This is a genomic window from Rhodoferax sp. P2_H8_2 (genome assembly GCF_056403235.1).
On the sequence record NZ_JBFUFW010000001.1, the window covers coordinates 555,240 to 567,578 of the forward strand.

The following is a 12,339-nucleotide window of genomic DNA, read 5'->3' on the forward strand; positions in this document are numbered from 1 at the left end:
ACGTCATGACCTTACGTATTGTCATCTCCGCACTGATGCTGTCGTTTGCCATGGCGGCGCAAGCAGCAGATCGCCATGCCCTGCGCTGGTGTTATGAAGATGCGTCCGCCCTGCCGTGGACGAGGCCGGACGGAACCGGCCTCAACCTGGAACTGCTCAAAGCAGCCGAGAAAAACCTTCACGAACGCTTTGTCTACGTGGCACGGCCCTGGAAGCGCTGCATTGAGGAAATGCGCAAGGGTGATTTCGATGGGATCTTTGCCGCCGGCGAGTCTGAGGAGCGGCGTACTTTTGGTGTATTTCCCAGCCTGCCTGGTGGCGCAATAGACCCGGCACGGGCCCTTCATGAAGATCGTTTCCAGGTTTTTCTGCGCAAAGGCAGCGCTGCGTCATGGGATGGCAAGACCCTATTGCCCACCGCAAAAGGTGTGCTCACCCAGCGGGGCTACATGATTGCAGGCGATTTGCGCGAGCGTGGGTTCGATGCAAAGGAGTCCACCAATTCCGCGCCCGATGCCCTGCGTCAGCTGGCTGCGGGGATGTTTGACATTGCCGTTGTCCAAGGCCCGGAGGCCGCCAAACTCCTGCGCACAGACAACGCACTGGCGGAGAAGATCACGCTGTCGCCGATTCCCTACGCAGTGCGGCCGATGTACCTTCTGGTAGCCAAATCCGTCTATGCGAAGGACCCCAAGCGGATTGAATCCATCTGGACCCTCATTGGAGAGACTCGCAAATCTCCGCACTACCGCACCAATGAAGCGAAAGCGTTGCAGCTGCAGCTTTCGGAATGAACCCTTATTGCGCTTAGGTTGGCTTAGCGGGATTGTCCAGCGGAAACTGCGTGCAACCCAGCCGCTGCGAAATATCGCGGCTGGCGTCGCGCAGCATGGCCACTACTTCGTCCTCACGCGCCGGGTCGTAGCGGAAGGTCGGGAACGAGATGCTCATGCCCGCCACCGGGCGGTTCAGTCGGTCAAAGATCGGTACGCCCAGACAGCGGATGTGGTCGTCAAACTCTTCGCGGTCCTCGCCAAAGCCCTGGGTCTTGACACGGGCCAGCTCTTGCGCGAACGCAGCAGGCTCGACGATGGTTTTGTCGCGGTACTTGGTGAACTCGGCACCCTGCAAAATCAGCGCACGCCGCTCCGGCTGCTCCCAGGCCATCAGCACTTTACCAATCGCAGTGCAGTGCAAAGGTGCCCGTCGGCCGACCTTGGAGTACATGCCCAGCATGTGGCGTGAATCAACCTTGTGCACATAAATGATTTCGCTGTCGATCAGCGTACCCAAGTGCACCGTTTCGCCGGTCTTGTCGGCCAGCATCTGCATGTGGTGTTTGGCCAGATCGATCAGCTCGGGGTATTGCAGGGCCTTGGTACCCAGCTCGAAAACCTTCATCGTCAGACCGTAACGCTCGCTGTCGGCTTCCTGGCGCACGTAGCCCAGCGTCATCATGGTTTGCAGAAAACGGTAGACCGTGGCCTTGGGCATTGCCAGGCGCACGGACAAATCGGAGATGCCGGTTTCATTGCGGTCGGCCAGTGTTTGCAGCAAGCCAAACACCTTCAGTACGGCAGCTACCGATTCGGGCGATTTGGAGTCGGAAGAATCATCATCCATTTTGTTTTGTTTTCTCTGAAAGCATGTTTCAATTTGAATTATGGACCAATAGTTTCAAAATTGGCGGTTCATTGCAATAGCAATTGCGGCAACCACATCGTGAATGCCGGCACATAGGTGACCAGCATCAAAGCAACGATCAGGCCACCGTAAAACGGCCAGATGGTTTTCATCACCGTGCCCACCGACACGCCACCAATCGTGCAGCCCACAAACTGCGTCGTTCCCACCGGGGGCGTGTTCAAACCCAGCGCGCAGTTGATCAACATGACAATGCCAAACTGCTCGGTGCTCATGCCCATTTGCTGGCAGATGGGCAAGAAGATGGGCGTGCAGATCAGGATGGTGGCGGCCATGTCGAGAAACGTGCCCAACACAAACAGGATGATGTTGACGCACAAGAAAATTACCCAAGGCTTGGTGCTGAAGCCCGACAGCGCCATGCCCGTGAGTTCAGCCACGCCATACAGGCCTATCAAATAGCCGAACATGGAGCTGATGCCGATCAGCAGCAGCACGGTGCCAGTGCTCTTGACGGCCTTGGCAGCGGCCTTTAGAAACTGCTCGCGGGTCAAGCGGCGGTAGACCACCGCCGCCAAAAACAGCGCCCACACCACCGCCACCGACGCCGACTCGGTAGCCGTAAACGCGCCCGACAAAATTCCCGCGACGATGATGACCACCACCAGCAGGCCCGGTAGCGATTGCGCAAACGAGCGCCCCACAACGGCCCAGCCAGGGAAGGTGCCCGCCGGATAACCCCTGTGTACCGCCACCGCATACGCCGCCACCAGATTGCAAATAGTCAGCAGCACGGCAGGAATGATGCCCGCCAGAATCAGCGTGGCGATGCTGGCTTTGCCACTGGCGGCCAGCGTGAAGATGATCAGGTTGTGGCTGGTCGGCATCAGCGCCCCCACAAGGGAAGCGTGCGTCGTCACATTGACGGCGTAGTCTGCGTCGTAGCCTTCTTTCACCATCTGCGGAATCAACACCGAGCCCATGGCCGACACGTCTGCCACCGGCGAGCCCGACACGCCGCCAAACAGGGTGCAAGCCAGCACATTGCTCATACCCAGGCCACCGCGCACGTGCCCCGCCATCGACTTGGCAAAGTCCACGATGCGGTCGGCAATGCCGCCATACATCATGATTTCGCCAGCAAAAATAAAGAAGGGAATCGCCAGAAACGAGAACGGGCTCATGCCGGAAATCATTTGCTGGAACCCGACGGCCAGCGGCAACCCCTCGTAGAGCAAAGTCAGCAACGATGAGATACCGATGGAGAACGCCACCGGCACACCCAGCAGCAGCAATAGCGTGAAGCTCAGGCACAGGATGGTCAGTGCCATGCGGGCTCCACTTCTTTGCCTTGCAGCAAGGCAATGATGTGTTCGATGGAGAACATCGCGATCAGCAAGCCAGCGCCCGCCGGAGGCAGGTACTTCAGGGCTTCAGACACACCCAGGGTCGGGATCTTGTACTCCCACACGCTTTGGGCCAGCACCGCGCAGTAGTACGCCATCACCCCACCAAACACCAACACCAGCGCGTGGATCAGCAACTCCATCTTCAGGCGAATGGCATCGGGCGCCAACACCAGCAACGACTCCAGGCCAATGTGCCCAGCGTCGCGCACGCCCACCGCCATGCCCATCATCGTGACGTACAGCACCAACAAGACCGAGCCACTCTCGGCCCAGGTGGGCGTGTCATTGAAGATGTAGCGGCCTATGACCTGGTAGAGCACAGCGGCAATCAACAGCACCAGGCCGACCACTCCGATCTGCAGACACAGGCGCGCTATGGCCGCGCAAAGGCGTGTGTACATGGGCTTTACTTCACAGCGTTGATGCGTTTGACCATGTCCTGCAGCTTGGGGTCTTTCAGGAACTTGTCATACACCGGCTTCATCGCAACCTGAAAGCTGGCCTTGTCCACGTCGACCAGTTGCACGCCGGCGGCTTTCACCACAGCCAGCGATTTCTCTTCCCGCTCATCCCAGAGCTTGCGCATATAGATCACCGACTCCTTGGCAGCTGCGCGAATTTGCTTTTGCTCGTCGACCGACAGGGTGTCCCAGACTTTCTTGGAGAACAGCAGAATCTCGGGCGCCATCGAATGCTCTGTCTTGTTGTAGAAGCGGGCCACCTCAAAGTGACGCGAACTCTCGTAGCTCGGGTAGTTGTTCTCAGCCCCATCTACCAGGCCGGTTTTCAGCGCGGTGTAGACCTCGCCAAAAGGCATGGGGGTGGCATTTGCACCCATGGCCTCCAGAACCGACACCCACAAATCACTTTGTGGCACGCGCACTTTCAAACCCTTGGCATCCACCAATGTTTTGATGGGCTTTTTGACGGTGTAAATGGAGCGGGCACCCGAGTCGTAAAACGCCAAACCAATGAAGCCTTGGGCTTCGCAGTCTTTCAGGATTTCTTCGCCGATGGCGCCATCCAGCACCTTGCGCAGATGCTCGGTGGAGCGGAACAAAAATGGCATGGTTGGCACCATGGTGGCGGGGCAAATGTTGTTCATCGGCGCCACGTTGACGCGGGCCATCGCAATGGCGCCGAGCTTGGTCTGCTCGATGGTGTCTTTTTCGCTGCCCAAGGCGGTTTTGGAATACACCTTGATGCTGTGTTTGCCCTGGCTCGACTTGTTGAGCAGCTCGCCCATGTGGCGCACAGCCAGTACCGTGGGGTAATCGTCCGGGTGAATGTCGGCAGACCGGAATTCGGTGGCCCAGGCACTGGCCACGGCCATCAGAGACGCCACTGCGATCAGCCGTCGGATGCACGTCTTGCGGAAAGTCATCATGTTTGTCTCCTCGTGTGTTGTAAGTATCAAATCAAGGCAACGCGCGGTAGGTCAAATTGCCAAACCGCACGGCGCCTTTGCCCGCGGCATACAGCGCAGGGCGCAGGCTCATAAATCCGTAAGCCACGTTATGGTGGTAGCCCGTCACATCCATTTGCACGCCGTATTTCTGCCAGGTCTTTCCCTGATCGGTGGAGGTGTGGATGGTCATGACGTGGCGGTTGTTGGTCACACGCATGCGCAGCTGGTTGCCCATGCCCACTGGCTTGGCGCTGCTGCGCTGATCCATACCGTAGCGGTGCAGCAACAGGCTCTTGGCGTTCACGCCCAGCCCTGCGTACAGCTTGTCGTTGTAGAACAGCAGGACACCGGCTTGGGCCTCGGCATCCAGGTCCACATCCACCTCGAACTGGTAAGACTGGTCGCCCGCCAAAAATGTCATCGGTGAACTGTTGGAGGGCGAATTGCCTTTAGCCTTCAGTTCCAGTGTCTTACCCCGTGTTGAATCCAGGTAATGCACCCGCGCCATCTCGTCCGCGCCACCTTTGAAGAAACTCCACTGCAAGCCAAACTTGTTGCTGGAGAAGTCGTCCGACAGGCGCAGGCCATGGGGCACGGCGCTACCGCCTTGGGGCTTGGGCAGCGGCACGCCTTCGTCAATGTCTTTGGCTTTGAACCAGCCGTCGGGCGTCCATTCCACCGCACCCATCAGCGTTTGGCGGCCCAGCGTGTGGAAGCCGTTTTCGTAGCCGTGGTACAGCATGTACCAGTCTTTCCCGTTGGGGCCTTCCACCAGCGTGGCATGTCCTTTGGACCACCATTTTTCTGCGGCCGACTGGGTGCGCAGAATCGGGTTGTAGGGTGAGTTTTCCCACGGCCCGTGGATAGACCTGGAGCGCGCCGACACCACCATGTGCCCGGTGGGTGGCCCCGCCGTTCCGCCCAACGCCAGCGTCATGTAGAAGTACTCGCCCCTGCGCAGCATCTTGGGGCCTTCTTGAGAGTAGCTTTCTACATCCCATTCCTCAGGGTACTTCCAGCCGTCGTACACATGGGTCATGGACCCCGCAATGCGCAGGCCGTCATCCGACAACTGCACCCGGTCGCCGTGCGAAAGGAACAGGTAGCGCTTGCCGTCTTCGCCCACGATATGACCGGGATCAATGCGCTCGTTATTCAGCGCCACCGGAGCCGACCAGGGGCCACGAATGTTCTTCGCCTGCACCACGTAGATGTTGTTACCGCCAGGGTGCTTGACCGGGACATAGACGTAATAGGTGTCGCCGTGTTTGGTGAGCTCGGGGGCCCAGACGCTGCCGATGTATTGCGTCAGCACCGGGCCGATGGGCGTCCAGTTCACCAAGTCGCGGGAATGCCAGATGGTCACGCCCGGATAGGCCTCAAACGACGAGAATGTCATGTAGTAATCGTTGCCATCTTTCAGGATGCTGGGGTCGGGGTGGTCACCCGCCAGAATGGGGTTGAGGTAACGGCCATCGCCCAGGTCTGCCTTGCGCTGCCCCTCTACCCCTTCAGCCCAGGCTTGGCAGGGCCGCACATAGGCATTGCCTGGCTGCATCGCACAAGGTGACTCTGCCGCCGCGAACGGGCTTGCCAACACCAGCACAAGCTGCAATGAAAGCACCGTCAAAAAGCGACGCAGATGTAGCACGGCTAATGCATCCGTGTGGGGAAGCGATTGGCCCAACCGGCCTTGGGACTCATATCGCCCAAATTCCATTCCTGCGGATCAAATTTGCTGCGTGTTGCTGTGTAGGTGGGGTAACCCTGCGCGTTTTGAATTTCAGAATCGATGATCAGCCCCCGGCTCTCCGCCACATCCGACAACAGCTTGAAATCAATTGCGTCTCTGTCCCAAGGCCGCGCGCCTGCAGCCAGCGGCAGATCACGCTCCAACTGACGCGCCGGGTATACGCGCACATCGCTCGGCAAATAGGCCTGCGGCGCTGGCAGAATGCGGGCCTGGCTCGCCGTGTACACCCCAGCAAGCGCTACGGGTTGACCCACGTCATCGACGGCAATGTTGTCTGTCAGGAAGAGCTCGACATCACCGTGCCCACCCAGCGCAAACAAAGGCGTGTTGGCCTTGGTGTCTGGCCCCTGTCGGTACACATTGGCCACCAATGTCACTTTGCCCGTTTGGTAAGCATGTCCCTCCCATTCATGGGCGACCAGGTTGTAATGCACGGCCTTGGCGCCGGGGTTGAAGATCAGGTTATTGACCATCGCGGCCTGGACACCGCCTTTGAACAAGGCGTTGCGCTCGCGGTTGGAAGCATAGATATTGCCGTACAGCAATATGCCACTGGCGTTGTCGTGCACCAGCGTGCCCTTGGAGTGCTCGCCCTTGGTGTGGACGGAGTTCGCCAGGCCCTCGTAAATCAGGTTGTAGCTGTAGGTGACGTTGTGCGACGTGTTCTCGCGCCAGTCGGAGGGTTGTGCGCCGTTGAATCGCGGCCCGCCGACCGACAGGTTTTCATCGGTGGCCCAGGAAAACGAGCAGTGGTCCACGATCACGCGGTGTGCCGCGCCCTGGGTGGAAATGGCATCCTGATCTGCCCCGCTGCGCTTGGCGCGACCAAACTCGCCGGGGCGAAACATCATGTGCTGGATGATCACGTCATGGGTTGCAATATTGCTTTCCGACTTGATCACGGTGATGCCGGGGTGTGGCGCCGTTTGCCCCGCGACGGTGAGGAAGGGGTTCCTGATCGTGATGTTTTTCCCCCGCATGTCAATCACGCCACCCACTTCAAACACCACGATGCGCGGCCCCTCGGCTTCCACCGCAGCACGGTAAGACCCGGGTCCCGATTCATTCAAATTGGTGACGCGGATGATCTGACCACCCGCACCGCCTCGGACTCCTTTCGCCCAACCGGTGATGTCATACGTAAACCGGTTGAGTTGCTCGCTGACTGGCAGTGACGCCAAGGACTGTGCAGGGACACTTTGTGCCAATGCGGCTGTATCACAAAGACCCATGGCCAGCCACAGCGAGGGAACCAGAAGAAATGGATGTTTCATGTCGTGTCCCTCATGCAGCATTCCAACGCTATCGAGAAAAAAGTGCGCGTCCAGCGCCCGCACCGCTACGCACGCGGGCTTCAACGGTCACGGCGTTGTCAACAGGAAGAAACAACGTCGGCGCCCAACCGGCTTCGCCTGACCATGGCACCTTGGGGTAGGTTTCCCGCAAGACCGCCGACAGATCGACAGGCCGGCCATTGTGCAAAGAGCCGCGGTCAGAGAATCGCTCGCCTTTGAGCGCGCGAACCAGCTTATTGGCACCGGTCTCAGGCGTCGTCAGCCATACATTGTGCTCACTCACGATGGCAGACTGGACACCCAAGCCGATGGAATAGGCATAGAGGTAACCGTCGCTTTGAGGACCGTCAAACAGGTTGTTGTAGACATGAACCTGACCGTAGCGCACGCGCGGTGTGCGCTCTTTGACGGCCTGGTACCAGTTGTGGTGGAAGGTAACCTTCAGCTTGTCTTTGTCCAGCAACTGGCCATCGCTGCTGCCGACCAGCGTGGTCTTGTCATGGTCATGGAAATGGTTCCAGGAGACCGTGACCCAATTGGATTGTTGCGTGACGTCCAGCAGGCCGTCATGGTGTTGCACGCGTCGTCCAAACACGACAGGCTCAAAGTCGTCGGGGCGTGCGCCGTCGCTGAAGGTGCAATGGTCTACCCAGACGTGCGTTGCGGAACGCAGCGTGATGTTGTCGTACTCGGAATTCCATTCGCCATTGGCGTTGTCCTTCGGGTCCCAGGCCGGGAAGTAGTCATACGCATCGGAGAAATGCAGGTTGCGGATGATGACGTTGTCGACCTTCTCCAGAAACAGCGTGCCGTTGGCGATGTGGGCATCGGTGCCGATGCCCACCAGCGTCGTTCGCGAAGGCACGCGCAACACGGTCTGCGCGGATTGCTTGCGCGCCGAGCGCGCGCGGGCCTCTTCTTGGGGGCCGGTAGGCGGGCCCTTGCCCCAGACCGCCGGGTCAAACGCAGCGGCAAAGGCAGCCGCATCAAATGCCGGGTCGCGGTAATCCTCAAAGCCCAGCGATTTGCCGTTGGCATCGGTGCTGAGATCGATACGACCGATGACGCGCACGATGCGCGGATAGTCTCCAGGCTTCAAGGCCTCTGCCAGCTCGCTGCGGTTGCGCACGGTGAACACATGTTGTGGTGCGGCTGCAGCCCCACCTTGCGTTCCGCCCTCCGCGCTGGCCCAGCCATCGTTCGGTGCCAGGGTTGCGCGCTCGAGTTCAACAGCGACAGCCGCGCGATTCTCAAATTCTGTCAGTCGGTTCGTCTGCGCGCTGAACGGGCGCCGTGAGGTGGAGGTGGCCCACACGCCGATGTGTGGCCCCAGCACGCTATTGCGTACCAGTGCTTGCCCATTGGGCGAGACGCCACTCTGCCAGGCGCCTTTGGGAACCCCTTGGTCCCAGGCACGGCCCAAGGCAATAGTGCCGGCCTTCAATCCGTCTTCAGCCAACAGAAGGCTGTTATTCACCAAAATACCAAATGGCGTTGCAGCCGCAGTGGCGGGCGCCAGTATGTAGCCCCCCTCGCCCGGTGCGCGGCGGCCCGCGCGACTCAGGATCAAAGAGCCATCAATCACCAGCGTGCCAGCGCCAAAGATGAAATCGACATCGCCCGCAATTCGGCTGTTGTGCATGTAGACACGATCACCATTGCTGCTGGTGCGCACATACAGCGTGTCCTGGTGGCCCAATAGCTCCACGTCTTCCAACTGAATCCTGTCGCCCTGGGTCATCAGCGCCACCGCCTGTGCGCCGCCGGTCTCAGCTGCGCCCGCAAGATACCCAACTCCGCCGCGCACATGCGCCATCGCGTTGTTCTCTACTGTCAGCTTGGTTAATTGCACGTCGTCGCTAAAGATCGCGAATGTGGCGCTGCTGGCCGTGCCGAAGGTGGGCGACGCCAGATCGGGCAGGCAAGGGTTGGCTGGATCAATGCCGGCGCGTTTGGTTTCACCGTTGTAGCGCGCGGCGACGATGCGCACGTCGGAGGCATTGCTACCCAAGCCCAGCAATCGCACCGGGGCCTTGCCTTGCAGACAGACCTGGCCGGGATAGGTACCGGGCATCAAGCCAATCGTTGTGCGTTTGCTTGTCGTACCCGCGGTGGGAAGTGCGTCGAAGGCTGCCTGCAATGTGCGGTGTGTGCCGCTGCCGTCCGCAGCAACCTTGAAATCAAACTGCCGCGTCGGGACAGAAGCTAGGTCCGCAGGTGACCATGGCGATGGGCCTTGTGCCAGATACGCGGCAACCGTGTGACGCGCTGCTTGATCGGCCGTCAACTGGGGGCGCACCAGCTCTTGCGCGCTGGCCGCAGTCACCATGCACGCAATGAGCCAGGCGGCGTGTTTCATGCGATCACTTCAGCCAGGTACAGCGCGGGCTCGCCTTCGGCATCGGAGCTGAACAGCACTTGTTTTTCGTCCGGTGTGAACGAAGGATGGGGGTGTGTGACCTGGCGGCTGCCCTTGTGCACCTTCCATGACGAGTCGTGCCGCGCGATCGCGCGGGTAGTGCCAGCCTTCAGGTCAAATAMGTGTAGATACGGGTCGGTCACGATGTCGTGGCTACCAGCGTCGGCCACAWCGGCGGGAGAGCCGCAGCCATCGCCCACCAGCATCGACCCGTCAAAGTTGCTCATCAAATGCGAGCACGGTGGCATGGAAGTGACACGCTTGTTTTCCAGTGTCACCGGGTCCAGCGACCAAACCCAGCGGTCGCGCTCACCCGCCATATACGACACATACATCATGGTGGAGCCGTTAGGCACCCAGAACTCGTGGGTACAGCTTTCGCCCTTTTCGTGCACCTTGCCGCAGCGCAAGTTGGTACCGTCTTCGTTGATGAACCACATGCGCGCGTCGACCAGATCGTGCGGGCCCTCGTGACAGAACGCAACGATGTTGTCGTTGTACGGTTGGTATTGCGGGTGGCCCAGCCAACCGTGCTTTTCCAGAATCACTTCGCGCTCGCCGGTGGCCAGATCGATGCGGATCAGTCGGCAGCGCGGCTTGGCGTGGTACATGTCGTGGAATTTCTTCCAGTCGCTCAAGGGGAACCAGTCGTCCGCATGGATCTCGATACCGACCATGCGGGTACAGGCGGTATTGGTGACCCAGGTGCCATATCCGACCCAGCCGTCGGGCACCGTGTAGACGACTTCTTCTTTCAGATCAGCCAGCGCCAGACGAATGAGGCGGCGCTCGGCGCGCACGAAATACAGATGCTTGTCATCGGGTGTCAGAAAGCCGCCGAAGGTGTTCTCACGCGCCTGGTCGGTCAGTTGGGTGGCAACCTGCGACTCCAGATCGAGCAGGTGGTAGTTCCAGAAATTGCCGGGACCGAACTCACCGCCAAAGATCAGCTTCTTGCCATCGTTGGTGAAACACTTTTGGTAAAAGTAATTGCGGTGACAGGTGATATCGGTCGGCGTCAGGCGCGTCATCTTCGCGCCGGTGTCCGGGTCGTTATGGGTGATGAAGTTCAGCTTGCGTTGGGTAGCGACGGTCATGATTTTTGCTTGATTACTTGATACGTTTGAGCAGCGCGTTGCCCTCTTCCACGAGGCGGCGGGCCGCTTCCTGGTCGGTCGTCTTGTTGTAGGCGATGGTCTCGAACACCTCGCGCATGAACTTATGCAGGCGCGCGTGTTCGAACAGGGGTGCGGGCACAGGTACGCGGCCGGCCATGCGCTGCTTCTTGATTTGCTCGTGGGCCGCCAGCTCCATGGGCGGCAGCTTGTTGGCCTTGACCAGCACCTCTAGCTGGCTGCGCGCAGCGGGCACGCCGCGTGTTTTTCCCAGGATGCGCGCGGCCTCGGGGTCGGTCAGCATGAAATTGACAAAGCGCGCGGCCAACTCGGGCTGCTTGCAGTTGCGGCCCATTGCCAGCATCACGGTGGGCCGGCCAAACATGCCGCTGACAGCAGCGCCAGGCAGCGTGGGGAACTCGCCCAACACCAGGTTTTGTTGCTTGTTCAGTGTCGCTGCGCGCAAAGGAATTGCAGAGTCCCAGGTGAAGTTGCCTGCCCAGTTGCCTACCACCCAGTCCTGTTGCTGCTCAGTTGGCTTTTCGGCACCACCCAAACTGGCACGCAATGGCAGCGGCGTCGCCACATGCTGGTCAATGAAACGCCGGTAGGTCTGCACCCATTCCAACGCAGCCTGCGGGCTCATCGCCACGCGCGGCTCGGTCGGATCGACATAGGGTGTGCCGTACTTCTGCTGGATGTAAGCCTGCGACAACAAAATCATGTCGTACAGCTCGCCGTCCAGTGGATAGGCCTGGTCACCCAGCTTGGCCTTGAAGATCGGTCCGGCGGCAAAAAGTTCATCCCAGGTCTTGGGCAATGGCAAGCCCGCGCGGTCAAAGCTGGCCTTGTTCCACAAAAATACACGGGCCGTGTAAGACGTGGGCAATGCATTGAGCTTGCCGCCCACACGCCCTGAGTTCACGTCTTCTTCGCTGAACTGGTCCAGCGCCAGCACGTTGCGGTATTTGTCGAGGTCGGCAAACCCGTTGCCGCGCTTGGAGAACATCGCCAGCCACGCCCAGTTGATCTGCATCACATCGGGCTCGGAGCCGCCAGCGATCTGGGTTGTGAGTCGCTCCAGATAGCCGTTAAACCCCATGTACTCGGCCTTGATCTTCAGGCCAGGATTCTTCTGCTCAAAGAGGGCGATGGCTTTCAGCGTGGCCTCATGTCGGCCGGCGCCGCCCCACCACGCAAAACGCAACACGGTAGGCGCCTGTGCCGGCGCCACCGTGGGGGTTAGCAATGGCGCCAGAGCCAGCGCGGAGAAATGCCTGCGTTGCAGCATGCTGT

At 59.7% G+C, this 12,339-nt stretch carries 10 protein-coding genes; 1 reads left to right on the forward strand and 9 read right to left on the reverse strand.

Annotated features, from left to right (window positions below; all coding sequences use genetic code 11):
• The first annotated feature begins 5 nt into the window (after positions 1–5).
• Positions 6–794, forward strand: a complete 789-nt coding sequence (locus AC1DV6_RS02705; RefSeq protein WP_477974855.1) for a substrate-binding periplasmic protein — start codon at positions 6–8, stop codon at positions 792–794.
• 13 nt (positions 795–807) lie between these two features.
• On the opposite strand, the gene kdgR is transcribed toward AC1DV6_RS02705, so the two are convergent.
• The 9 genes from kdgR to AC1DV6_RS02750 form a co-directional block, all read right to left on the reverse strand.
• Complete coding sequence (kdgR, locus tag AC1DV6_RS02710; RefSeq protein WP_477974856.1) at positions 808–1,623, reverse strand: DNA-binding transcriptional regulator KdgR; 816 nt, start codon at positions 1,621–1,623, stop codon at positions 808–810.
• A gap of 68 nt (positions 1,624–1,691) precedes the next feature.
• Positions 1,692–2,975, reverse strand: a complete 1,284-nt coding sequence (locus AC1DV6_RS02715) for a TRAP transporter large permease (RefSeq protein WP_477974858.1) — start codon at positions 2,973–2,975, stop codon at positions 1,692–1,694.
• Entirely contained in the window at positions 2,966–3,454 is a 489-nt protein-coding gene (locus AC1DV6_RS02720) for a TRAP transporter small permease (protein WP_477974860.1), read from the reverse strand. The genes AC1DV6_RS02715 and AC1DV6_RS02720 overlap by 10 nt, the downstream gene beginning before the upstream one ends.
• 5 nt (positions 3,455–3,459) lie before the next feature.
• Positions 3,460–4,437, reverse strand: a complete 978-nt coding sequence (locus AC1DV6_RS02725) for a TRAP transporter substrate-binding protein (protein ID WP_477974949.1) — start codon at positions 4,435–4,437, stop codon at positions 3,460–3,462.
• A 34-nt stretch (positions 4,438–4,471) separates the two neighbouring features.
• Entirely contained in the window at positions 4,472–6,112 is a 1,641-nt protein-coding gene (locus AC1DV6_RS02730; protein WP_477974861.1) for a family 43 glycosylhydrolase, read from the reverse strand.
• A 2-nt stretch (positions 6,113–6,114) separates the two neighbouring features.
• The gene (locus tag AC1DV6_RS02735; protein WP_477974862.1) at positions 6,115–7,488 is read right to left on the reverse strand and encodes a pectate lyase family protein; all 1,374 of its coding nucleotides are present in this window, start codon (positions 7,486–7,488) and stop codon (positions 6,115–6,117) included.
• A gap of 28 nt (positions 7,489–7,516) precedes the next feature.
• Positions 7,517–9,868 carry a pectinesterase family protein gene (locus AC1DV6_RS02740; protein WP_477974863.1) on the reverse strand — a complete coding sequence of 784 codons (2,352 nt, stop codon included), beginning with the start codon at positions 9,866–9,868 and terminating at the stop codon, positions 7,517–7,519.
• On the reverse strand, positions 9,865–11,025 hold the full coding sequence (locus AC1DV6_RS02745; protein WP_477974864.1) for an oligogalacturonate lyase family protein: 1,161 nt from the start codon (positions 11,023–11,025) through the stop codon (positions 9,865–9,867). The genes AC1DV6_RS02740 and AC1DV6_RS02745 overlap by 4 nt, the downstream gene beginning before the upstream one ends.
• A gap of 13 nt (positions 11,026–11,038) precedes the next feature.
• Entirely contained in the window at positions 11,039–12,334 is a 1,296-nt protein-coding gene (locus AC1DV6_RS02750; protein WP_477974865.1) for an ABC transporter substrate-binding protein, read from the reverse strand.
• Between the last annotated feature and the right edge of the window lie 5 nt (positions 12,335–12,339).

Bases quoted from the DNA above. Each gene is read 5' to 3' on its own strand.
- kdgR (WP_477974856.1), bottom strand. From the start codon at position 1,623: ATGGATGATGATTCTTCCGACTCCAAATCGCCCGAATCGGTAGCTGCC.
- AC1DV6_RS02715 (WP_477974858.1), bottom strand. From the start codon at position 2,975: ATGGCACTGACCATCCTGTGCCTGAGCTTCACGCTATTGCTGCTGCTG.
- AC1DV6_RS02735 (WP_477974862.1), bottom strand. From the start codon at position 7,488: ATGAAACATCCATTTCTTCTGGTTCCCTCGCTGTGGCTGGCCATGGGT.
- AC1DV6_RS02725 (WP_477974949.1), bottom strand. From the start codon at position 4,437: ATGACTTTCCGCAAGACGTGCATCCGACGGCTGATCGCAGTGGCGTCT.
- AC1DV6_RS02720 (WP_477974860.1), bottom strand. From the start codon at position 3,454: ATGTACACACGCCTTTGCGCGGCCATAGCGCGCCTGTGTCTGCAGATC.
- AC1DV6_RS02740 (WP_477974863.1), bottom strand. From the start codon at position 9,868: ATGAAACACGCCGCCTGGCTCATTGCGTGCATGGTGACTGCGGCCAGC.
- AC1DV6_RS02750 (WP_477974865.1), bottom strand. From the start codon at position 12,334: ATGCTGCAACGCAGGCATTTCTCCGCGCTGGCTCTGGCGCCATTGCTA.
- AC1DV6_RS02705 (WP_477974855.1), top strand. From the start codon at position 6: ATGACCTTACGTATTGTCATCTCCGCACTGATGCTGTCGTTTGCCATG.